Source organism: Rhizobium sp. P32RR-XVIII (genome assembly GCF_012641395.1).
GTDB lineage: Bacteria > Pseudomonadota > Alphaproteobacteria > Rhizobiales > Rhizobiaceae > Rhizobium.
In genome coordinates this window covers 149,316-172,879 of record NZ_JABAIH010000007.1, presented here as the reverse complement: position 1 = coordinate 172,879, position 23,564 = coordinate 149,316, and the positions used below count along the sequence as shown (strand labels likewise).

Genomic DNA, 23,564 nt, shown 5'->3' with positions numbered 1-23,564 from the left:
GACTATTGACAGCGGCTTTTCATCTGTCATGATCCTGTTAACGCTTGTTAGCTTTCGTGATCGTGGAGGTAACGCATGTTCTTTCTCGGTGGGATGACCATGGGATATCTCGACCCTCCGGCCAAGGCTGGACGCACCGAACGGGCACCCATTTCCATTCCTGCGGAGAAAGACCGCCGATTGATCGAAGCTTCCGGTGCCCAGCGGGAAGAAAATGCGATCGAGCGTTCATTGATCTGGGCATGGCGCACGCTTTGCTGAGCCAATCGTCGGGTGCGGGTTAGATTTTCCATCCTCTGCGCCTTGGAAGGAAATTTATCTCTACCTACCATATAGAGAATATAGGAATGTGGCGGCGATTGACTGCGGCATCAACGAAAACAAGACGGAGGCAACACATGGCAGACTTGGGTATTTCGCATACTCACGCGAACCATTATAGTTCCGCACCGGCAAAGAAGCTGACGTCGACGCGTCACAAAATTCACTTCGCGCTGAACGCGACCCTGTTCGCTGCGGCGTTCGTCTTCGTTGCAGCATTGGTCTGCGGCCTTATCAGTTGACGATTATGCTGGCGCCTTGCCAGCACACTTATCCTACATAGCTCGCGCAGCATTCTGGCCTTGCAGATTGTCGGGCCTAAATGCCTCCTAGACGAGGCGGGAGCTTTGGTCGGAAACAACGATCCGCCAGACGTACCGTTTGAACTCCCCTGAGAAAATGGAAAATGCGATGGCTGCGCGAAGCGTTCGGACATGCGTCCGAGCGATATCGCCAATTGCCGCGCGGCGATAAATTGAAGTCCGGTGCCACAACGGTGCCGGATTTTTCTTCGAGTAACTCCAGGCTACAGAAATGACGCGAAGGGTGCAGCGCAATTGATGTCTCTTGACTTGAATTATCGCGATGGTGTCCAACTTTCCGGAGTGCCTCTTGGGGTGGAGTCAAAAGGCAGCAGTGGCCCGCGGGGGGCACGCAGCAGATCGAGCCTAAACCCGTTTAGTATCGAGGATCTGCGTCCCTTGCGTCTTTATGCAATGGCTTTGGACCGTTCATGCGACAGTCATAATTGCCGGTGCAAAAGGCTAGCGAAATTATCATAACGTTGTTTGGATCCAGAACCGAACCCATGACCATTTCCATTCCGTCTTCAGCGTCCTCACGCGAGTCCGAAACGAAGCACATCGATTACGGCGATGCGATCCGCTCGACCTATCTCTCCATCGAAGACATCAAGGCGATGGGTGCTGCGGTCGCTCGCAAAAGCGTCGTTTCGCTGCCCGGTTTTGCGCCGTTCGATTTCTTTGCGCGGCACAAGGAGAACGAGAAGGAAATCCTTCGCGTCTATCGCACAACCGCGACCGACGTGGAATCAGGCGAGACCATCACGCCCGCCGCAGAATGGCTTCTCGATAACCATTACATCGTCGAAGAGGCAATCCAGGAAATCCGCCGGGACTTCCCGCGGCGCTTCTATCGCGAGTTGCCGACGATCAATGTCGACGGTGTCCAGATGCCGCGCACCCTGGTGCTCGCCTGGCTCTATGTCGCCCATACTCACAGCACGGTTTCGCAAGAGAGCCTGACGGCGCTTGTCGACGGTTTCCAGCAGAGCGAAACGCTGCGCATCGGTGAGCTCTGGGCGTTGCCGTCGCTCGTCCGTTATGTGCTCGTCGAAAACCTCCGCAGGATTTCGAGCCGCGTCGAGCACAGCCGCCGCTTGCGTCGCCGCGCCAACGAAGCCGCCGACGAACTCGTGCGCCTGACCGATCCGGCGAGGGCTGCAGATTATCTGAGAACGCTGGAACCGCTTGCCGAGGACAATACCTTCTCGACGCAGTTCCTCTATCGCATGCGCGACGGTTCGCAGGCTTCCAGTCTTGCGATCGCCTGGCTCGACGAGCGCTTACAGCTGCTCGGCCGTGACACCGAAGAAGCGACAATGGCGGAACACAGCCGCCTGTCCTCCGGCAATGTCACGATGGGCAACATCATCCGGAGCCTTCGCGAGATCGACGACACGGAGTGGTCGGTCTGGGTGGAGCAGGTCAGCCACGTCGACAAGCTGCTTTGGGAGAATTCCGATTACGGCGCACTCGATTCAGGGTCGCGAAACAAGTACCGCAAGCAGATCGAAAAGCTCGCCAAGCGCTCGCCGCTGACGGAGATGGAAATCGCTCAGCTGGCGCTCGACATGACTTCCGAAGCGAGGGCTTCCGAGGAGCCGCAGCCGCATGAGCCGAATGTCGGTGGCTTCCTTACCGGCATGCACCGGCCGAAATTCGAGGCGCGGGCCAATTATCGGCCGACGATCGCCCAACATCTTGTTCGAGCAGTCCGCAAGCTCAACTGGCTGTCGATCGCGGCTCCCGTCTTCCTACTCACCATCATCGCAATGGCGATCGTTGGGCACTTCATGGCGGCCGCAGGCATGGGCGCTTTCGCAATCGCGGTGCTGCTCGTCATGTTCTCGCTTCCGGCATCGGAGGGGGCGACAGGCCTGTTCAATACTCTGCTGTCTTTCTTTGTAATACCGGCACGGCTTGTCGGCTATGAGTTCAAGGAAGGCATTCCGAAGGACGCGCGCACGCTTCTGGCGGTGCCATGCCTTATTTCCAACCGCGACAGCGTCGACGAACTGGTTCGCAATCTCGAGGTTCACTATCTCGCCAATCCGCGGGGCGAAATCTATTTCGCGCTGCTGAGCGACTGGCCGGATAGCACCGTTGAAGAGACGGCGAACGATCTCGAAGTGCTGGACTATGCCCGCCGCGAGATCGCCAATCTTTCAGCCCGCTATGCCTATGATGGCAAGACACGCTTCTATCTCCTGCATCGCCGCCGCATTTATAATCCGTCCGAGGGCGTCTGGATGGGCTGGGAGCGCAAACGCGGCAAGCTGCACGAACTGAACATGCTTCTGCGTGGCGACAGCGACACGACCTATCTGCCGGGCGCCAACGTAGCCCCCGCCGATGTTCAGTACGTCATGACGCTCGATTCCGACACGCGCCTGATGCGCGATGCGGTCACCAAGCTTGTGGGCAAGCTCTATCACCCTATCAACCGTCCGGTCATAAATCCGAAAACGGGCCGGGTCGAAAGCGGCTACGGCGTGCTGCAGCCGCGCGTGACCCCGTCGCTGACGACCGGAAAGGACGCTTCGGTATTCCAGCGCGTCTTCTCCATCAACCGCGGCCTCGACCCTTATGTGTTTACGGTTTCCGACGTCTATCAGGACCTTGCGGGCGAGGGCACGTTCACCGGCAAGGGCCTCTACCACGTCGATGCCTTCGAAGCTTCGCTGAAGGGCCGCGTCGAGGAGAACTCGGTTCTCAGCCACGATCTTCTCGAAGGCTCGATGGCGCGCTGCGCGCTCGTCACTGATCTCGAGCTGGTCGAAGATTTCCCGGTCCGTTACGAAGTCGAGACCTCGCGCCAGCATCGCTGGGCGCGCGGCGACTGGCAGCTTCTTCCGTATATGTTCAATCCGAAATACGGCGTCACCGCCCTCGGGCGCTGGAAGATGTTCGATAACCTCCGCCGGTCGCTGACGCCGATCGCCTGGTTCTTCGCCTCCGTGCTCGGCTGGTATTTCATGAGCCCGCTTGGGGCGCTCGTATGGCAGATACTTCTGATCTTCTGCCTCTTTGTCGCGCCGACGCTCTCGCTCATCCACGGCATCATTCCGCGTACCAGCGATATAGTTGCGCGCGCACATCTCTATACCGTCTGGTCGGACATCCGCGCCGCCAACGCTCAGGTCGCCCTTCGTATCGTCTTCATTGCCGACACGGCGTGCATGATGGCCGATGCAATCGGCCGTTCCCTTTATCGTCTCTCCGTCAGCCATAAACTGATGCTGCAATGGCGCACCGCCGCTAGCGTGCAAGCCCGCGGGCAGGGAACGATACTCTCCTACTACAAGGCGATGTGGCATGCGCCGGTGCTTGCCCTGCTTGCTCTCGGCTTTGCCGCGCTTTCCGGGGACAACGCATTCCTCGTCGGCATTCCGTTTGCCTTGTTGTGGATCCTGTCGCCGCTCGTTGCCTGGTCTGTCAGCCAGTCGGCAGAAACCGAAGACCGGCTCGAAGTTGCCGACTCGGTATCGAGCGAACTCAGAAAGGTTGCCCGCCGGACCTGGCGTTATTTCGAAGCGTTCACAACGGCGGAACAGAACTACCTGCCGCCGGATAACGTTCAGGAGACGCCACACGTCATCGTCGCGACCCGAACCTCGCCGACCAATATCGGGGTCTATCTTCTCTCGGTCATTTCCGGCCGCCAGTTCGGCTGGTTTTCGTTCGAAGAGACGATCGAGCGGCTGGAACGGACTATCGCCACCATCGACAAGATGGAAAAGTACCGCGGCCATCTCTTCAACTGGTATCACACCGATACGCTGCAGACCCTCGGGCCCCGATACGTTTCCTCGGTCGACAGCGGCAACCTCGCCGGTCACCTGATCGCCGTTTCGTCGGCCTGCCGCGATTGGGCCGAGGCGCCTTCGGCTCATATGCAGGGCAATCTCGACGGTGTCGGCGATACCGCCGGTATCCTCGGAGAAGTGCTCGCCGTTCTCCCGGATGACCGCAAGACCATTCGTCCGCTCCGTCGCCGCCTGGAAGAGCGGATCGTTGGTTTCCAAAACGCGCTCGCCGCCGTCAAGCGCGAGCACGAGTTCGCCTCCATCCGCGTCATCAACCTTGCGGTTCTCGCACGCGACATCCAGAAGCTTGCCGCGAACCTCGATCACGAAGTTAAATCAGCACAAAGCGCCGAACTCACCCGCTGGGGGGAGTCGCTCGTGAAGGTCTGTGAAGCGCATATTGCCGACAGCACATTCGATCTTTCCAATATCGATGCTTTGCGCCCGCGTCTGATCGCTCTCCGCGAAAAGGCCCGCGATCTCGCCTTCTCGATGGATTTCAGCTTCCTATTTCGTCAGGAACGCCGTCTTCTCTCGATCGGCTATCGTGTCGAAAGCAGCGAGCTCGATCAGGCCTGCTACGATCTGCTGGCATCGGAATGCCGCCTTACCAGCCTTTTCGGCATCGCAAAGGGTGACCTGCCGACCGAGCATTGGTACCGCCTGGGCCGCCAGGTCGTGCCGGTCGGTTCGCGCGGCGCGCTGGTCTCCTGGTCCGGCTCGATGTTCGAATACCTGATGCCGCCGCTGGTCATGCAGGAGCGTGGCGGGGGTATTCTCAACCAGACCAACAACCTGGTCGTGATCGAGCAGATGAACTACGGGCGCAAGCTCGGCATCCCGTGGGGTATTTCGGAAGCGGCCTTCAACGCCCGTGACCATAACCTCAACTACCAGTACACGAACTTCGGCGTGCCTTCGCTCGGCCTCAAGCGCGGTTTGGGGCACAACGCCGTCATCGCGCCCTATGCTTCGATCCTTGCCAGCCAGTACGATCCGCAGGGGGCACTCGAAAACCTGCAGCGCCTGCGCCAGGTCGGCGCGCTCGGAAAATTTGGCTTCCACGATGCCGTTGACTTCACGCCGACGCGCGTACCGGAAGGCAAGAAATGCGCAGTCGTCTACAACTACTATGCTCACCACCACGGAATGTCGATTGCGGCCATCGCAAACGTGGCGTTTAATGGGCATCTGCGCGAACTCTTTCACTCCGATCCGGTGATCGAAGCGGCTGAGCTGCTGCTGCAGGAAAAAGCACCACGGGACATTCCTGTCATGAGTGGTAAGCACGAATCCGATACGCTGCGGCCGGAGCTTCGCAAGATCTCCGACCCGCTTTCGCGGGACCGCGAACTCGTTTTCCTGTCCAATGGTCACTATTCGATGATGCTGACCGCAACCGGCGCCGGCTATGCGCGCTGGAACGGCCAGGCCGTCACCCGCTGGAAAGCCGATCCGACGGAAGACCGTTGGGGAAGCTTCATCTTCCTGCGCGATACCGCGACCAACGAATGGTGGTCGGCAACGGCTGAGCCGAAAAGCGTCGAAGGTGAAAAGGTCAACGTGCTCTTTGCCGACGAAAAGGCGGAATTCACGAAGGTCGTCGGCGACCTGAGCAGTGAAGTGGAATGCATCGTTACGACCGAGCACGATGCGGAGGCCCGCCGTCTGACGTTGTTCAATATGGGCTCCGAAGACCGCTTCATCGAGATCACCTCCTATATGGAGCCGGTGATCGCATCGGATGATGTGGACAACGCGCATCCGGCCTTCGCCCGTATGTTCGTGAAGACGGAATTCGGCAAGCGCGGCGATATCATCCGCGCCGAGCGCCAAAAGCGCGACCCGAATGAACCGAATATGAGCATCGCTCATCTGATCGTCGATGGTTCGGGTCCTGCCCGCCAGACGGAGTTCGAAACCGACCGCCGCAAGTTCCTCGGCCGCGGCCGGAGCCTCGCGGATGCTGCTGCCTTCGATCCCGGTGCAACGTTGTCGGGCACCGACGGCTTCACGCTCGATCCGATTCTGTCGCTGCGCCGTACCCTCCGCGTGCCGGCGGGCAAGAAGGTCAGCGTGATCTTCTGGACGATCGCCGCTCCCAGCCGCGACGAGGTGGACAAGGCCGTTGAACGCTATCGCCACGCTGATGCCTTCAACCACGAGCTCGTCCAGGCCTGGACGCGCACGCAGGTGCAGATGCGTCATGTCGGCGTGACGTCGCAGCAGGCTGCGGCCTTCCAGCATCTCGGCCGGTATCTGGTCTATCCGGATATGGACCTGCGTGCAGATGCTGCAGTCGTCCAGGCGGGCATGCAGTCGCAGTCATCGCTCTGGCCGCTCGCGATCTCCGGCGACTTCCCGATCTTTACTCTGCGCATAGACGATGACATGGACCTCGAAATTGTTCGCGAGGCCCTTCTGGCGGAGGAGTATCTTCGCTCGCGCGGGCTCACGGCCGATCTCGTCATCATGAACGAGCGCGCATCCTCCTATGCGCAGGATCTGCAGCACGCCGTTGACCAGATGTGCGAAAACGTGCGCCGAATTGGTCAGGCCGATGGTCTGCGCCAGCATATCTTTGCCGTCCGCAAGGATTTGATGGAAGAGGCGACGTATCACGCCCTGATCTCGGCTTCGCGTGTCACCTTGCACGCGAAAAACGGCAAAGTTGTCGATCAGATCAACCGCGCGGTTGCGCTTTCTGCGCCTTCGAAAGAAGAGCCTCAGGAAATGGAACGCGCGGAGCGGAAGGCACCGGTCAAGCGTGTAGCCGCCATCGTGCAGCCGAAGCCCGCGCCGCTTGAGATCGAAGACAAAGGCGACCTTGACTTCTGGAACGGCTTTGGCGGTTTTGCCCGCGACGGCCGCGAATATGTCACCCGCCTCGCCGGCGGCACGGCGACACCGCATCCCTGGATCAATGTGATCTCCAACGAGAAGTTCGGCTTCCACGTATCTGCGGAAGGCGCCGGTTTCACCTGGAGCGTCAACTCGCGAGACTACCAGCTGACCTCCTGGTCGAACGATCCCGTCATCAACCGCTCAGGCGAGGCAATCTACGTCGCCGATCTGGAAAGCGATGCGGTCATGACACCGTTCGCAGGACTTTCGGAGCGGAGCGATATCCGATTCGAAGCGCGCCATGGCCTCGGCTACTCGGTCTTTTCCAGCGAGCAGAACGATATTGCCCTGGAAGTGACGCAGACGGTCGATCGCCAGAAGCCCGTCAAGCTGCAGCGTGTGCGGCTGCGCAACCTCGGCGCCTCTCCGCGCAAGTTGCGGCTTTACGGCTATGTCGAGTGGGTTCTCGGCAACAACGCGCAGCGCACGGCGCCCTTCATTCTCTCGTCGCACGACGAGGAAACGGGCGCGCTGATTGCGACCAACCAGTATAGCATCGACTTTTCGAGCAGGGTTTCTTTCTTTGCTGCGAGCGAGAAGCCGTCCAGCTTCACGGTAAGCAGACGCGAATTCATCGGTAAGGCTGGTACGGTCCAGGCTCCGCAGGCGCTCAAGCCGTCCGTCGCGCTTTCCGGCGTTACGGACCTTGATGGCGATCCGGCGGCTGCGCTTGCATTCGATATCGAAATCGGTGCCGGCGAAGAGCGTCATGTCACTTTCTTCCTAGGCGACACCGGCTCGAAGGAGGAAGCTCAGGCGTTGGTCGCGGATATCCGCAAGACGTCGATCGAAGACGCCGTCCAGGCAAACCGCGACTTCTGGCAGGGCTTCACCGGCAAGGTGCAGATTTCGACACCGAACGCGGCGATGAACAACCTGATCAATACGTGGTTGCCGTATCAGAGCCTCGGTTGCCGCATCATGGCGCGTTCGGCCTTCTATCAGGCAAGCGGTGCCTTCGGCTTCCGCGACCAGCTGCAGGATACGCTGGCCTTCGTCCTTCAGGAGCCGTCGCTTGCGCGTAACCAGATCGTCAACGCCGCTTCCCGGCAGTTCCGCGAGGGTGACGTTCAGCATTGGTGGCTGCCGGGAACCGGTGCCGGTGTGCGGACGCTGATCTCGGACGACGTCGTCTGGCTCGCTTATGCAATCCACCACTATTGCAGCGTGACAGGTGACAAGAGCCTGCTTGAGGAAGAGCTGCCGTTCGTCGAGGGGCCGGAGCTGCTCGAAGGGCAGCACGACTCATTCTTCCGTCCGGAAGTTTCGGATGACAAGGTCAGCATTTACGAGCATGCGGCCGTGGCACTTGACCTCGCAATCAAGCGCAAGGGAGAAAACGGCCTGCCGCTGATCCTGGGCGGCGACTGGAACGATGGCATGAATCGCGTCGGTATCCATGGCAAGGGCACGAGCGTCTGGCTCGGCTGGTTCCTGGCTGGCGCGTTGCGGTCCTTTACGCCTTACGCTGAAGAGCGGGGTGACACTGCTCGCGTCGAACGCTGGACAAAGCATCTCGCCGAGCTGAAGGCAGCGCTCGAACGCGCCGCATGGGATGGTACTTACTACCGCCGGGGTACCTTCGACGACGGCAGCCTGCTTGGATCAAAGGAAAGTCTGGAATGCCAGATTGACTCGATCGCGCAGTCCTGGAGTGTGCTTTCCGGCGAAGGCGATCCGGATCACGCGGTAAAGGCCATCGACGCGGTCATGAACCGTCTCGTCGACAGGGAAGCACGGATCATCCGTCTGTTTACCCCGCCGTTTGCCACGTCCGCTAAGGATCCGGGTTACATCAAGTCCTACCCGCCGGGGGTTCGTGAGAACGGCGGCCAATACACGCATGCCGCCACCTGGGTGGTCATGGCGCTCGCCGAACTCAACCGAGGCGATGATGCGATGGCTTGCTTCGAGCTTCTGAATCCGATCAACCACTCTTCGGATAGGGCCTCGGCTGAACACTACCGGGTCGAGCCCTACGTCATCGCTGCCGACGTCTATGGCGAAGGGGCGCTGAAAGGACGCGGAGGCTGGACGTGGTACACGGGTTCTGCGGGCTGGCTGTACCGGGCTGCAGTCGAAGGCATTCTCGGTATCCGATTGAAAGATAAGCGCGTCTTCGTTCGCCCGGCGCTGCCGAGCGGCTGGGATGGCTTCACGGCGGAGATCGAACATTCGGGTGAGAAATACCGCATTTCGGTCTCAAAATCGTCCAATCCGGACGGCTACACTCTGTCTATCAACGACAGCGAAGTCGCCGATCCTAAATCGGGATATCCGCTCGGATAGCCGCATTTTCCACGCGCTCACTCCGGCGATTCGTTGTGGCCAGAAGGAGGAACCCTTTTGGCCACAACCGCGTTCAAATCAAACCAGGAGAGACATCATGGCGGCTTTGCCGAAGAAACCGGTCGGCGCTCGGTGTATGTCCCAGTCCCCAGTAAAGCCGCAGCGCGATACGAGACTTGATGTCTTACGGGGCCTTGCTCTCATCACGATTTTCATCAATCACGTTCCCGGCCAGATACTCGAAGATCTGACGACGAAGAATTTTGGCTTTTCCGACGCGGCCGAAGCCTTCGTGCTGATCTCGGGTATTGCCGTCGGTCTCGCTTATGGTTCAGGCTTCAAGGTCGGCCGGCGGCTGGAGATGGCGAAGAAGGCGGTGAAACGCGCTTTCACACTTTATCTCGCCCATATGATCACGACCTTCATAACGCTCGCGTTGTTCATCTGCGGCGCCTGGCTGTTCCACCGGCCGGGATTGCTGGTCGAGATCAATATCCTCGCCGTCCTGATGAACCTGAAGGAAGGCATCCCGGCTTTGCTGCTGCTCGGCCACCAGATCGGCTACAACAACATCCTGCCGATGTACGGTGCCTTGATGCTCATGGTGCCCGTGATCCTGCTCCTGAACTCGATCCATCCGCTCCTGGCGCTCGGTGTTTCGGGAGCCGTCTGGCTGCTTGCGGGCATCTATCAGATCGCCCCGCACAACATGCTCATTGCCGACTACTGGTTCCTCAATCCGCTGTCCTGGCAGTTCATTTTCACGATCGGCATCGTCGCCATCATGCATGTAAAGCGCGGCGGCAGGCTGCCTCAGCACCCGATCCTGTTCATCCTGGCCTCGGGCTATGTAGCGCTCTCCTTCGCCTGGGTGGTCGGCCACCTTTGGGCCTTGGGGAACTCGCTTGCAGCGCTTGGGCTGCCGCCGGTTCTCACCGGTTTCGACAAGACCTTCCTGTCGCTGCCGAGACTGCTGCATGTTCTGGCGCTCGCCTATCTGGTTATCAATATACCAGCGCTGTCGAGCGCGCTGCGCCGTCCGTCGGATCATCCGCTGACGATAATCGGCCGTCACTCGTTGAACATATTCGTTGCAGGAACCATCCTGGCGATGGTCGGGCAGGTGCTGCTTTACGTGACCAACCACGACCAGATCTTTGGGCCTGTCCTTGTTATTGTCGGCATTGCCGTTCAGTTCGCTTATGCCTATCACCTCGAGCGGAAACGCATCGGCGGCAGCGCGAAAACCATATCGATGGGAGGAACTGCTCCCATTCCTGTCCCCGTCCGCGTCAATGAGGACCAGAAGTTTTATCGCGATAGCCGAAACAACTAATTGCTCTGGTGTTCGGCGCAGGTTCTGCGCCGCCGGCACCGCTGGTGCTCGCAGTCAGGGGCTTCCTAAGCAGGGCTTTGGCCGAGAAAAACAGTCTAGACATGCGGACATTCGGCATATGTTTCAGACCTGACACCTAAAACCAGTCGCCGGCAGGCGGTTGCCGGGCTTGGGTCGAGCTGCGTCCAGGAAACCTCCGGCGGCCAGCCGGTCCCAAGGAGGGAAGGCAAACGTTAACCACACGAGCCTAACAGTCTCATGGAAACATGGATCGATTCGATGGCATCTTCTTTCGACACTCATTTCGCTGCGCTGACCACGAGTGAAATCGTGATATTTCCGAACCGCCCCCGGCCGGGCGATATCGAGCGCTGCGCCGCGGCTCTTGATGATCTGCATGGGGAAGCGGCTGTCGCGTTCTGGAAAGCGGAGTGCCGTCTGCTGGCGGATGAGCTGACGCGATGCGGGTTGGGCGAGGCGAAGATGCGGGAGCGCGTCTTGTCTTTCCAGGCCGCAGTTCAGGCTGCGCTGGTGGAGAGGCACCAGATGCGGGCCATAGCCGAAAGCCGTGTAGCGCAAGACAGAAAGCGCCGTAGCTTCTAACCGTCCCTCGCCTCAACTCGCCAGCCCCGGCGCCATGCATTTCTTGCGCGTTCATCTATCCAGGCGTTAAGTCCGTCGTCGATTGACGCGCCCCATTGGCGGGCCACCAAATGGAAGCCCGCCAACAAAAATGGCCGGAAGTTTCCTTCCGGCCATTTCAGTTCGTCTTTCAACATATTTAAGCGGCTTCGGTCGTATGAGCTTTGCGGACCTCTGCGTCCGTCAGGATGCCGCTGGCGCGAAGCAGGGCGGCGAAGCGGCCGTTGCTATGGCTGAGCTCGTCGAAGCTGCCCTGCTCGACAACGCTGCCGCCGTCGAGGAACAGCACCTTGTCCGCTTCGCGTACCGTCGACAGACGATGCGCAATGATGAAGGTGGTGCGGTTCTGACGGAGGTTGTCAATCGCAGCCTTCACGCGGTTCTCGGTTTCCACGTCGAGCGCGCTGGTCGCCTCATCGAGCACCAGGATCGGTGCGTCCTTGAGGATGGCACGGGCGATGGCGACACGTTGGCGCTCGCCGCCCGAGAGCCTGTTGCCGCGCTCTCCGACATGGGTCTCATACTGCTCCTCGCGCGTCTCGATGAAGTCGGCAGCGGCTGCTGCTTCGGCAGCGCGGCGCATGTCCTCTTCGCTGGCACCTTCGCGGCCCAGGCGGATGTTGTCGCTGATCGAGCGATTCAGCAGACCCGCATCCTGGAAGACGGTCGCGATGTAACGGCGCAGCGACTTACGGGTGATCTTGGTAATGTCGTGGCCATCGACCAGGATCTGGCCGCTGTCCGGATCGTAGACGCGCTGCAGGAGATTGACGAGCGTCGTCTTGCCGGCGCCGGTGGGGCCCACGATCGCAACCGTCTGGCCAGCCTTCACTGAGAAGGAGACGTTATGCAGGCCCTGCGACGAGTTGCCGAAGCCGAAGGAGACGTCCCGGAATTCGACCTCACCCTTGACGTCCTTGATATCGGCATTGCCAGCCGGCTCTTCGCGCTCGCGGACGGAGTCTTCGAGTACGTAAAAGTCTTCAAGTTTCGACCGAGCCTCGAAAATCTGCGTTGCGAACTGGCGCATCTGGTCGAGACGCGAGATCAGCAGGTTCGCAAAGCCGATAAAGGCGATGACGTCACCGATCCGCAGCTCGCCGGCCTGAACCATCAGCGTGCCGATCACCAGGATGATCATCATGGCAATGGTGGATGCCATGCGGTTCAGCGCGCCGGCAATTGCCCACCAGTCGAGCACCGGGTACTGAGCCTGCAGCAGACGGTCAGCAAAGCCTTTGAGCGCCCTGGTTTCAGCTTCGATGCGGTTGTAGCTGTGCAGCACCGAAACGTTGCTGATCGAGTCGCTGACATGCGAGAAGACGGTGTGGTAGTGGTTCTCGACCGAGGCCTGACCATCCTTCGTGCGGCTCATGACGACGCGGCCGATCAGCCAGTAGGCGAGGCCAAGCACGACCAGGACGCCCGATAGACGCAGGTCCATGGACATGGCGGTCGGAACCAGGAGCGCGATTGCGACGGCGGTCGACAGGTGATTGCGCATGAATTCGAGCCAGAGGCCGAACAGCGTTTCACAGGCGCGCAGCAACGTATGCAACGCATTCGATGTGCCGCGCTGGTGATGCCAGGAGAGCGGCATGGAAATGATGCGGCCAAATGCTTCCGTCAACAGTGTAGCGCGCCGCCCGTGCGCCAGCCTGTCTGCCTCACGCGCCACAAGGACGAACGCAATCGTATTGAAGACGGCAAATCCAGCCCACATGAAGAGGATCGGCTTGACCTCACCTTTGCCCGAGATGGCATCGATGATGCGACCGAACAGGATAGGCTCGGCAATCGTGATCGCAGCTAAAACAATGTTCGCAACGACCACCAGGGATACGCGGAGCTTGTAAGCGCCAAGGTAGCGCAAAGCTCTTGCATAGACCTTGAATAACGACACGGCGTACCTCTTGTGTGCGATCTGCAAAACGGGATGTTGCGATGCTATAAAAAGCCACCTGAACCGACGATTAACGGAGTGTTCAGATGATCCTTATCTGCAGGGTGCGACGAGATGACTCGATCGGCCGCTGTTCGGCCAGCTAAAAGTGCAACAATTTCCACTTGCATTTAAACCAAGCATTAGCACACCATAAAATTTAGTAGGACCCGTTGGTAATGACACCACTATTCCTGATTCGGCGAGCTGATCGCCGTCTTCAGGCCGCCCGTTGCCGGGCAGGGGGCACTTGTGAATATTCATACATTAGTTCAGTCTCTGGTCGTGCTTGAGGAGTGTAAGCAACCAGAGGGTGTTGTTGAGGAGCTGCGGCGAGCCGTCCACCTCTACGGTTTCGAATATTACGGGCTCCTTCGTCACCTGAAGCAGAGCGAGGAACCTTGGCGTCTGGTCCTTGCCGGGCATTGGCCCGAGAAATGGCCACAAACCTATATTGAGAAAAAGTACGTCCTCGTAGATCCCACGGTGCGGTATCTGGCTCGGGCGCAGAGACCATTTCGATGGAAGGAGAGCCTTGCGGCCTATCGGCGCGACCCAAATCAGCGGCGGATGGAACAAATGATGGCGGATGCGCATGCCCATGGCCTGCGCGACGGTTACATCTTTCCCATTCACGGGAGGAGCGGCGTGCTCGGAAACCTAAGCGTCGGCGGCGGGCCAGTTGAATTGTCGCCGGTCGAGATGTCGCTATTCGAAACGATCGCGCGCAAAGCCTTCTGGCGGCTGCTCGAGCTCAAGGGTGAAGCGAAAGCTCTCGAGAGTGCTACATCGCTCGAGATGCCGCTGACGCGGCGCGAGATGGAAATTCTGCATTATCTTGCGGAGGGGCTGACCTCCGTTGAGATCAGCAAAGTGCTCAAGATCTCCAACCACACGGTAGATTGGTATATGAATGGACTTCAGCAAAAGCTGAAGGCCAAGAACCGCCAGCAAGCGGTGGCGCTAGCCTTCCGGCACGGTCTCGTTACCTAGCTCTCCGGAAGTTCTACCGGAAGGAAATTGAACTTTCCGTGACAGCGCGTTAAGACTTCTCTTCGCGGGTGCAGCATTGCCCGTTTCAATGCCGTGAGGAGACTGCATTGCCCATTTCCAAGATACTGGTCGCCAATCGTTCCGAAATTGCCATCCGCGTGTTTCGCGCGGCCAATGAACTCGGGATAAAAACGGTCGCCATATGGGCGGAAGAGGACAAACTTGCGCTGCACCGCTTCAAGGCCGACGAGAGCTACCAGGTGGGGCGTGGCCCGCATCTTGCCCGGGATCTCGGGCCGATCGAAAGCTATCTTTCGATCGACGAAGTGATCCGGGTCGCAAAACTTTCCGGCGCCGATGCCATCCATCCCGGATACGGACTGCTTTCCGAGAGCCCGGAGTTCGTGGATGCCTGCAACAAGGCCGGCATCATTTTCATCGGCCCGAAGGCCGATACGATGCGCCAGCTCGGCAACAAGGTGGCGGCCCGCAATCTGGCGATCTCGGTCGGCGTGCCGGTCGTTCCGGCCACCGAGCCGCTGCCGGACGACATGAAGGAAGTCGCCCGCATGGCCGAGGAAATCGGCTATCCGGTGATGCTGAAAGCCTCCTGGGGCGGCGGCGGGCGCGGTATGCGCGCGATCCGAGAGGCGAAGGATCTCGCCCGCGAAGTCACCGAGGCCAAGCGCGAAGCGATGGCCGCCTTCGGCAAGGACGAGGTCTATCTCGAAAAGCTCGTCGAGCGTGCCCGGCACGTCGAAAGCCAGATCCTCGGCGACACGCATGGCAATGTCGTGCACCTCTTCGAACGCGACTGCTCGATCCAGCGCCGCAACCAGAAAGTGGTCGAGCGCGCGCCGGCGCCGTATCTCGCCGAAGCGCAGCGCCAGGAACTCGCCGCCTATTCGCTGAAGATCGCCCAGGCGACGAACTATGTCGGTGCCGGTACCGTCGAATACCTGATGGATGCCGATACCGGCAAATTCTACTTCATCGAAGTCAACCCGCGCATCCAGGTCGAGCACACGGTGACCGAAGTCGTCACCGGCATCGACATCGTCAAGGCGCAGATCCACATCCTCGACGGTCATGCGATCGGTACGCCGGAATCGGGCGTTCCGAAGCAGAAGGATATCAAGCTCAACGGCCATGCGCTTCAGTGCCGGATCACCACGGAAGATCCCGAACACAATTTCATTCCGGACTACGGCCGTATCACCGCTTATCGCTCGGCCTCCGGCTTCGGCATTCGCCTTGACGGCGGCACGTCCTATTCGGGCGCCATTATCACCCGCTACTATGACCCGCTTCTGGTCAAGGTCACGGCCTGGGCGCCGAACCCGCTGGAGGCAATCGCCCGCATGGACCGTGCGTTGCGCGAATTCCGTATCCGCGGCGTTGCGACCAATCTGACCTTCCTGGAAGCGATCATCACGCATCCGAACTTCAAGGACAACAGCTATACGACGCGCTTCATCGACTCGACGCCGGAGCTTTTCCAGCAGGTCAAGCGCCAGGATCGCGCGACGAAGCTGCTCACCTATCTTGCCGATGTGACGGTCAACGGTCACCCGGAAGTCAAGGATCGTCCACGACCGCCCGCAGACATTGCACGACCGGTTGTGCCCTACACCAACGGCGGCGGCATTCCAGACGGCACGAAACAGCTTCTGGATAGGCTCGGTCCGAAGAAGTTCGGCGAGTGGATGCGAAACGAGAAGCGCGTGCTGGTGACCGACACGACAATGCGTGACGGACACCAGTCGCTCCTTGCCACGCGTATTCGCACCCATGACATTGCCCGCATCGCCGGCACCTATGCGCATGCGCTGCCCAACCTGTTGTCGCTGGAGTGCTGGGGCGGAGCGACCTTCGACGTCTCCATGCGCTTTCTGACGGAGGATCCCTGGGAGCGTCTGGCGTTGATCCGCGACGGTGCCCCCAATCTGCTTCTGCAGATGCTGCTGCGCGGCGCCAACGGCGTCGGCTACAAGAACTATCCGGACAATGTCGTCAAATATTTCGTCCGTCAGGCGGCCAAGGGCGGCATCGACCTTTTCCGCGTTTTCGATTGCCTGAACTGGGTCGAGAACATGCGCGTGTCGATGGATGCGGTGGCCGAGGAGAACAGGCTCTGCGAAGCGGCGATCTGCTATACCGGCGATATCCTGAATTCCGCGCGTCCGAAATATGACCTGAAATACTATGCCGACCTCGCCGTTCAGCTCGAGAAAGCCGGCGCTCACATCATCGCGCTGAAAGACATGGCCGGCCTGCTGAAGCCGGCGGCAGCCAAGGTTCTCTTCAAGGCGCTGCGGGAAGCAACCAGTCTGCCGATCCACTTCCATACCCATGATACGTCCGGCATTGCTGCGGCAACCGTGCTTGCGGCGGTCGATGCCGGCGTCGACGCTGTCGATGCCGCCATGGATGCGCTGTCCGGCAACACGTCGCAGCCTTGCCTGGGCTCGGTCGTCGAAGCGCTTCGCGGTTCGGAGCGCGATCCGGGGCTCGATCCGGAATGGATCCGCCGCATCTCCTTCTACTGGGAAGCGGTGCGTCATCAGTACGCGGCTTTCGAGAGCGATCTCAAGGGACCGGCGTCGGAAGTCTACCTGCATGAAATGCCTGGTGGCCAGTTCACCAACCTCAAGGAGCAGGCCCGCTCGCTCGGCCTCGAGACCCGCTGGCACCGCGTTGCGCAGGCCTATGCCGACGCCAACCAGATGTTCGGCGATATCGTCAAGGTGACGCCGTCCTCCAAGGTGGTCGGCGACATGGCGCTGATGATGGTCTCGCAGGACCTCACCGTTGCCGATGTCGTCAATCCGGACAAGGAAGTGTCGTTCCCCGAATCGGTCGTTTCGATGCTGAAGGGCGATCTCGGCCAGCCGCCGGGCGGATGGCCGGAAGCCCTGCAGAAGAAGGCGCTGAAAGGTGAAATGCCCTATACGGTGCGCCCCGGGTCGCTGCTCGAAGACGCCGATCTCGATGCCGAGCGCAAGGCGATCGAAACCAAGCTGGAGCGTCAAATCAGCGACTTCGAGTTCGCATCCTACCTGATGTATCCGAAGGTCTTCACCGATTTCGCCTCGGCTTCCGAGACCTACGGCCCGGTCTCGGTGCTGCCGACGCCCGCCTATTTCTACGGTCTCGCGGATGGCGAGGAACTCTTTGCCGATATCGAAAAGGGCAAGACGCTGGTCATCGTCAACCAGGCGATGGGTGGCACCGACGACCAGGGCATGGTCACGGTCTTCTTCGAACTAAATGGCCAGCCACGCCGCATCAAGGTTCCGGACCGCGCGCACGGTGCGTCGGGTGCCGCCGCCCGCCGCAAGGCGGAGGCGGGCAATGCGGCCCATGTCGGCGCCCCGATGCCGGGCGTCATTTCCCGCGTCTTCGTTTCGCCGGGCCAGGCCGTCAGCGCGGGCGATGTGCTGGTTTCCATCGAGGCCATGAAGATGGAAACGGCAATCCACGCCGAGAAGGACGGCACGGTTGCCGAAGTGCTGGTGAAGGCCGGCGATCAGATCGATGCAAAGGATCTGCTGGTCGCTTATGCGGGTTGACCGGCCGCTGAAAGGTTGAGGGCGGCTTTAGGAGCCGCCCTTTTTTGTTTTGTGAATAGAGAAAGGGTTGAAATGAGTAAGATCAAGATTGCAGTCATCGTTGGAAGCACGCGCATTGGCCGCTTCGCCGATCATCCGGCGAAGTGGATTGCCGACATTGCCCGGAAGCGGCCGGAATTTGAGGTCGAGGTCCTCGATCTTCTGGACTATCCCATGCCCTTCTTCGGTGAAGCGCGTGCCTCTGAAGCCGAAAGCGAGACGGCGGAACGCTGGAAGAAAAAACTGCGCGAATTCGACGGCTTCATCTTCACCGTCGCCGAATACAATCATGGGCCGACCGCCGTTTTGAAGAATGCCATCGATCTGGGCGATTTTATCCAGAAGCCGGTCGGCTTCGTCGGCTACGGCGGTGTCGGCGGCGCTCGCGCCGTGGAGCAGCTTCGTTTGGTATTCGTGGAAATGAGCGCCGCTTCGGTGAAGACGGGCGTGCACATTTCCTTCCCGGAGTATCTGAGCGTCGTCAAGGAAGGCAAGAGCCTCGGCGACTACGCGCACCTCAACGAAGCCGTCAAGAACATGCTTGACCAGCTGAGCTGGTGGGGCAATGCGCTGAAGGCAGCCCGCGCCGTCGTCACCGCAGCCGCCTGATGAGCTGACGGTGAAGCCGGGATTGTTTCGGACGATCCCGGCTTTTCTCAGATGTCGTAAGTATGCGCGGCGTTGATCGTCGAAATGAAGCGCCTGGTGCGCTCGCGTTCGGGAGCGGTGAAGATGGTCTTTGCCGCGCCGGTCTCGACGACGCTTCCCGCTTCCAGGAACACGACGTTGTTGGCGATCTTTGAGGCGAGCCGCAGATCATGCGTCGCCATGGCCATGGTCGTGCCTTCGCGGGCGAGCTGAGCCAATACTTCCACTACTTCCGCCGACAGCTCCGGATCGAGGGCCGAGGTCGGCTCGTCGCAGAGCAGGACGCGCGGCGAGGGCGCCAGCGCGCGGGCAATCGCGACGCGCTGTTGCTGGCCGCCGGAAAGCGTCGCGGGCCAGGCATCTGCCTTGTGCGCCATGCCGACCTTGGTCAGCAATTCCATGGCGCGGGCATGTGCCTTGTCTTTCGGCCATTTGAGGACGGTGACGAGGCCCTCCATGACATTTTCGATTGCGGTCTGGTGCGGAAAGAGCTGGAAATTCTGGAAGACCATGCCCGTCTGACGGCGGATCTTCTGGATCGCCGGCCAGGCGACGCGCTTTCCGGGCGCGAAGGAGAGCGCCTCCTCGCCGAGGCGGATGGCGCCTGCGGTCGGAATCTCCAAGAGATTGATACAGCGGAGCAGAGTGCTCTTGCCGCCGCCGGAGGGGCCGACAAGGGCCGTGACGCTACCTTCCGGGATGCGGATGCTAATGTCCTTCAGGATGACGGCATCGCCGAAGCGCTTTTCGATGTGAGAAAGCTCGATCATGCATTTGCCTCCAGCATGCCGCCGTAGCGCGCAAAGCGGCGCTCGAGCCGCACCTGCAGCGCGGAAAGGACGGAGCTCAAAGCAAGGTATATCAAAGCAGCCTCGATGTAGAGGATCAGCGGTTCATAGGTCGTCGCAACGATGCGCTGGGCCGCCTGGAAAAGCTCAGGCACGGTGATCGCGGCCGCCAGAGAGGTATCCTTGACCAGCGAGATGAAGGTATTCGAAAGTGGCGGCACGGCGACACGGCCGGCCTGCGGCAGGATCGTGCGGCTCATGGCCTGGCGCCAGTTCATGCCGATCGAATAGGCGGCTTCCCATTGACCCTTGGGCACGGAGGAGATGACGGCACGGATGATCTCGGAGCTGTAGGCGCCGATATTCAGCGTGAAGCCGATGAGGGCTGCCGGGAAGGCATCGAGCAGGATGCCAATGCTCGGCAGGCCGTAAAAGATCACGAAAAGCTGCACGAGCAGCGGTGTGCCGCGGATGATCCAGACATAGAAGCGGGCAACGGCCACAACCGGCGCCGGAGCGAACAGCCGCGCGACGGCGGTGATCAAGCCAAGGATCAGCCCGAACAAAAAGGAAAGCAGCGTAAGGGGGATGGTGAACTTGATGCCGCCCCAAAGAAGCGTAGGCAGCGATTCCACCATCAATTGAAGCCAGTGCGGCACGGGGTATTCCCTCTCGCTGGTTGATGCGTTGACGTGGAATACCCTTCCCCAACCCCTCCCCACAAGGGGGAGGGGCTTAGAGGATGCGTCGTACGGGCATAAAACGGCTAATCATCCCCATTAGCGCGGTCCTTGATTGCGGAACGGCCAATAAAAAACCCTCCCCCTTGTGGGGAGGGGTTGGGGAGGGGCCTTTTGTATAGGCGGGACTTACTTCGAAACGTCCTGGCCGAAATACTTGTCAGCGATCTTCTTGTAGGTGCCGTCGGCCTTGATTTCCACCAGCGCCTTGTTGATTGCGCCCAGCAGCTCCGGCTCACCCTTGCGGATGATGATGCCGGAATAATCGGCGTTCTCCTGCTGGGCGGCGATCTTCACGTTTGCGTCCGGCTTGTGCTTCTTGAAGTCCAGGAAGGAGAGGCTGTCATTGATCGTCGCATCGGCACGGCCGGTAAGCACCAGCTGGATCGACTGGTCGAAGCCGTCGGTGCCGACGAGTTCGGCGCCGGACTGCTCGGCAAGCTTGCCGAAGTTGCTCGTCAGAGACTGGGCAGACTTCTTGCCCTTCAGGTCCGCGAAACTCTTGATGCTGTCGTCGTCGGCGCGGGCGATGAGCACGGCCTTGGACGCGATGTAAGGTTCGGAGAAGTCGTACTTCTGCTTGCGGGCATCGGTGATGCCGACCTGATTGATAACGGTATCGTAGCGCTCGGAGTCGAGGCCAGCGATCAAGCCGTCCCACTTGCCTTCGACGAATTCAGGCTTGACGCCGAGCTTGGCGGCAATCGCTTCGCCGATCTCGACGTCGAAGCCTACCAGCTTGTTGCTTCCGTCATGATAGGTGAAAGGCGCATAAGTGCCTTCCGTGCCGATCTTCAGGACCCCTGCGGACTTGATGGCGTTGAGATTGTCGCCGGCTTGAGCCGAAGCAAAGGCAGCTGCGGAGATGAGGGCTGCGGCGGCGATGGTCTTGAGCAGTTTCATTTTTTGCGTGTCCATTCTGGAGGAATTCAATGATGGATAGATTGCAGAAAATAGCGCAGCACGAAGCGTAGAAAACTGCAAAGAAATTGGGCAAGTGCGAATATTTTTCTCATTTATTTCGGTTTTTGGCGCGGCTTGTTTCATGTTGTCAGAAATCGTGTGACGGATGCCTGTTGTCTGCACGATCATATACGTTTATGCACGATTACACGTTGAATTTGTATCCGGCGGGCTAATCGAGCATGAACACGCATGAAATGCTCCTCAAGGAGCGGCAGAGCATCATATCGGGGAAGCTTCAGGCGAAAGGCCGCGTGCTCGCGACGGAACTTGCCTTGGAATTCGGGGTTTCGGAAGACACGATCCGCCGGGATCTGCGTGAGATGGCAGCCGCGGGACTTTGCGAGCGGGTCTATGGTGGCGCGCTGCCGGTTTCGCCTGCAGGCGGGAGCCTGACGCAACGCATGGGCATCGCGCTCGATCGCAAGGAACTGCTGGCTGAGGCCGCCGTCTCGCAGATAGCCCCGGGCTCGACCGTATTCTTTGACGCCGGAAGCACGAATCTTGCGATCGCCAATGCATTGCCCGTCGACCTGGCGCTGACGGCTGCAACGAACGCTCCGGCAATTGCCGCCGCCTTGATCGACAAGCCCGGCGTCGATGTCATTCTGATTGGCGGTATGGTCGACCGGCAGGTGGGCGGTGCCCTAGGCGCCAAGGCAATGCGGGATATGGAGCAGTTCTCGCCCGACCTTTGCATTCTCGGCGCCTGCGGTGTCGACCTGGAGGCGGGGGTCACGACTTTTGGCTTCGAGGATGCCGAGTTCAAGCGATTTGCGACGTCGAAAAGCAGGAAGGTTCTGGTTGCCGCGACTTCGGAAAAATTCGGAACAGCGGCTCCACACAGCATTCTGCCGATCGTGCAGTGCGAATGCCTTGTGGTGGAGCACGATGCCGACGAGGCGCTGCTTGCGGCCTTTCGCGAGCGGGGCTGCCGGACAGTGAAAGCGCAGAAGACGCGTTGATTTACGTTTGCGAGCCGGCTTAACGCCGGTTGCGGAAGGAAGACGGTATTACAATGGATAATCCTCCAAATGTTGTTAACGGCGTAAGGCGCGGCTTCCTGCCGAAAAGCAGGGTTGCTGTTTCGCTGCTGTTCCTGATGAACGGGTTTGTCGTCGGTAGCTGGGCACCGAAGATTCCGGATTTCGCCGAACGGCTGCAACTGACGAAGTTTCAGCTTGGTTTGATGATACTGGTGTTCGGTCTCGGGTCACTGACGATGATGCCGATTGCCGGCGCACAGATTGCCAAGCATGGATCGCGCGTGATTTCGCGGGCCACTGCAATTTGCGTGCTGCCGATCCTTCTCGCGCTCACGGTGGCGTCGAATGTCGTTACCGCGGCAATTGCGCTTTTCCTGTTCGGCGGCTTCATCGGTGCGATGGATGTCGCCATGAACGCCAATGCGGTTGCCGTTGAAAAATCGATGCGCCGGGCGATCATGTCGTCCTGTCATGCCTTCTGGAGCCTCGGAGGTCTGATCGGCTCAGGCCTTGGCGGTTTCGTCATCGCCAAATTCGGCGTCCTCGGCCACGCCGGACTTGCGACTTTGCTCGCGCTGATTTTCCTGGCTGGCGCCTGGGCGATCATACTTTCCGATCCGCCGCATCCGGACGAGAAGAAAGAGAAGACGCGGCTGCCGATCGACCCTCTGCCCTGGCTGCTGGGATTGATGGCTCTCTTTTCGATGGTTCCGGAAGGTGCGGTGCTGGACTGGGGTGCGCTTTACCTCCGTCAGGAGTTGAGTGCTTCCGTGGCTCTTTCCGGCTTCGGTTTTGCCGCCTTTTCATTGACGATGGCCATCATGCGTTTCGCTGGCGATCTGGTGCGAGACCGGCTCGGCGCGGTCAAAACGCTGCGCGTCTGCACCCTCTTTGCCATTGTGGGCATGCTCGCCGCCGCTTTCGCGCCGAGCGCCGAGATCGCGATCATGGGTTTTGCATTCTGCGGCATCGGCATTTCGAACATGGTGCCGATCGCCTTTTCTGCGGCGGGCAATGTTCCTGGCCTGAAAGCAGGAATCGGTCTCTCGGTCGTCACGACGATGGGCTATTCCGGGATGCTGGTCGCACCGTCTGTAATCGGTTTCGTCGCCGAACATGTCGGTTTCGGCGTGGTCTTCATGGCGTTGCCGGTGTTGCTGGTCGTCGTGCTGGTCTTCTCAAGGCTTGCACGCTACGCAGACGGCATTTCCGGCAGTGGCCACTAGCACCGCCGAGCAAAAGTGATGCGTTGGGCGTTGACAAGAAAGCAGGTATGATCCACCTGAAAGCACG

Annotated in this window: 14 protein-coding genes; 10 read left to right on the top strand and 4 right to left on the bottom strand. The window is 59.8% G+C overall.

Annotation, left to right across the window (positions count from 1 at the left end):
• Positions 1-75 precede the first annotated feature (75 nt).
• The 5 genes from HGP14_RS20855 (at position 76) to HGP14_RS20835 (ending at position 11,561) form a co-directional block, all read left to right on the top strand.
• The gene (locus tag HGP14_RS20855; RefSeq protein WP_168831795.1) at positions 76-261 is read left to right on the top strand and encodes a hypothetical protein; all 186 of its coding nucleotides are present in this window, start codon (positions 76-78) and stop codon (positions 259-261) included.
• A 137-nt stretch (positions 262-398) separates the two neighbouring features.
• Entirely contained in the window at positions 399-563 is a 165-nt protein-coding gene (locus tag HGP14_RS20850) for a hypothetical protein (protein ID WP_168831794.1), read from the top strand.
• Positions 564-1,129: 566 nt separating this feature from the next.
• A complete protein-coding gene (locus HGP14_RS20845; RefSeq protein WP_168831793.1) occupies positions 1,130-9,622 on the top strand; it encodes a GH36-type glycosyl hydrolase domain-containing protein in 8,493 nt (2,830 codons plus the stop codon).
• A gap of 97 nt (positions 9,623-9,719) precedes the next feature.
• Positions 9,720-10,958, top strand: a complete 1,239-nt coding sequence (locus tag HGP14_RS20840) for an OpgC domain-containing protein (RefSeq protein WP_168831792.1) — start codon at positions 9,720-9,722, stop codon at positions 10,956-10,958.
• A 279-nt stretch (positions 10,959-11,237) separates the two neighbouring features.
• A complete protein-coding gene (locus HGP14_RS20835) occupies positions 11,238-11,561 on the top strand; it encodes a DUF6074 family protein (protein WP_168831791.1) in 324 nt (107 codons plus the stop codon).
• Between the two features lie 178 nt (positions 11,562-11,739).
• Here the strand turns inward: HGP14_RS20835 and HGP14_RS20830 are convergent, their stop codons facing one another.
• Entirely contained in the window at positions 11,740-13,503 is a 1,764-nt protein-coding gene (locus HGP14_RS20830; RefSeq protein ID WP_168831790.1) for a glucan ABC transporter ATP-binding protein/ permease, read from the bottom strand.
• A 291-nt stretch (positions 13,504-13,794) separates the two neighbouring features.
• On the opposite strand from HGP14_RS20830, the gene HGP14_RS20825 reads away from it, so the two are divergent.
• The 3 genes from HGP14_RS20825 to HGP14_RS20815 all read left to right on the top strand — a co-directional run bounded on the left by HGP14_RS20825 (position 13,795) and on the right by HGP14_RS20815 (position 18,755).
• A complete protein-coding gene (locus HGP14_RS20825) occupies positions 13,795-14,535 on the top strand; it encodes a LuxR family transcriptional regulator (protein WP_168831789.1) in 741 nt (246 codons plus the stop codon).
• 107 nt (positions 14,536-14,642) lie between these two features.
• The gene (gene pyc, locus HGP14_RS20820) at positions 14,643-18,107 is read left to right on the top strand and encodes a pyruvate carboxylase (RefSeq protein ID WP_168831788.1); all 3,465 of its coding nucleotides are present in this window, start codon (positions 14,643-14,645) and stop codon (positions 18,105-18,107) included.
• 72 nt (positions 18,108-18,179) lie between these two features.
• Positions 18,180-18,755, top strand: a complete 576-nt coding sequence (locus tag HGP14_RS20815) for an NADPH-dependent FMN reductase (protein WP_168831787.1) — start codon at positions 18,180-18,182, stop codon at positions 18,753-18,755.
• A 47-nt stretch (positions 18,756-18,802) separates the two neighbouring features.
• On the opposite strand, the gene HGP14_RS20810 is transcribed toward HGP14_RS20815, so the two are convergent.
• From HGP14_RS20810 to HGP14_RS20800, 3 genes are all read right to left on the bottom strand, one after another.
• Positions 18,803-19,564 carry an amino acid ABC transporter ATP-binding protein gene (locus tag HGP14_RS20810; RefSeq protein WP_168831786.1) on the bottom strand — a complete coding sequence of 254 codons (762 nt, stop codon included), beginning with the start codon at positions 19,562-19,564 and terminating at the stop codon, positions 18,803-18,805.
• A complete protein-coding gene (locus tag HGP14_RS20805) occupies positions 19,561-20,241 on the bottom strand; it encodes an amino acid ABC transporter permease (protein ID WP_168831785.1) in 681 nt (226 codons plus the stop codon). The genes HGP14_RS20810 and HGP14_RS20805 overlap by 4 nt, the downstream gene beginning before the upstream one ends.
• Positions 20,242-20,451: 210 nt before the next feature.
• Positions 20,452-21,225, bottom strand: coding sequence for an amino acid ABC transporter substrate-binding protein (locus HGP14_RS20800; RefSeq protein ID WP_168831784.1), 774 nt, complete (start codon positions 21,223-21,225; stop codon positions 20,452-20,454).
• 242 nt (positions 21,226-21,467) lie between these two features.
• Between HGP14_RS20800 and HGP14_RS20795 the strand changes: the two genes are divergently transcribed.
• Both HGP14_RS20795 and HGP14_RS20790 read left to right on the top strand, forming a co-directional pair.
• Positions 21,468-22,250 (top strand): DeoR/GlpR family DNA-binding transcription regulator, encoded by a 783-nt coding sequence (locus HGP14_RS20795; protein WP_168831783.1) that lies wholly within the window; start codon positions 21,468-21,470, stop codon positions 22,248-22,250.
• 53 nt (positions 22,251-22,303) lie between these two features.
• Positions 22,304-23,497 carry an MFS transporter gene (locus tag HGP14_RS20790; RefSeq protein WP_205927255.1) on the top strand — a complete coding sequence of 398 codons (1,194 nt, stop codon included), beginning with the start codon at positions 22,304-22,306 and terminating at the stop codon, positions 23,495-23,497.
• The last annotated feature ends 67 nt before the right edge of the window (positions 23,498-23,564 follow it).

Bases quoted from the DNA above. Each gene is read 5' to 3' on its own strand.
- HGP14_RS20855 (WP_168831795.1), top strand. From the start codon at position 76: ATGTTCTTTCTCGGTGGGATGACCATGGGATATCTCGACCCTCCGGCC.
- HGP14_RS20850 (WP_168831794.1), top strand. From the start codon at position 399: ATGGCAGACTTGGGTATTTCGCATACTCACGCGAACCATTATAGTTCC.
- HGP14_RS20845 (WP_168831793.1), top strand. From the start codon at position 1,130: ATGACCATTTCCATTCCGTCTTCAGCGTCCTCACGCGAGTCCGAAACG.
- HGP14_RS20840 (WP_168831792.1), top strand. From the start codon at position 9,720: ATGGCGGCTTTGCCGAAGAAACCGGTCGGCGCTCGGTGTATGTCCCAG.
- HGP14_RS20835 (WP_168831791.1), top strand. From the start codon at position 11,238: ATGGCATCTTCTTTCGACACTCATTTCGCTGCGCTGACCACGAGTGAA.
- HGP14_RS20815 (WP_168831787.1), top strand. From the start codon at position 18,180: ATGAGTAAGATCAAGATTGCAGTCATCGTTGGAAGCACGCGCATTGGC.
- HGP14_RS20810 (WP_168831786.1), bottom strand. From the start codon at position 19,564: ATGATCGAGCTTTCTCACATCGAAAAGCGCTTCGGCGATGCCGTCATC.
- HGP14_RS20800 (WP_168831784.1), bottom strand. From the start codon at position 21,225: ATGAAACTGCTCAAGACCATCGCCGCCGCAGCCCTCATCTCCGCAGCT.
- HGP14_RS20795 (WP_168831783.1), top strand. From the start codon at position 21,468: ATGAACACGCATGAAATGCTCCTCAAGGAGCGGCAGAGCATCATATCG.
- HGP14_RS20790 (WP_205927255.1), top strand. From the start codon at position 22,304: ATGGATAATCCTCCAAATGTTGTTAACGGCGTAAGGCGCGGCTTCCTG.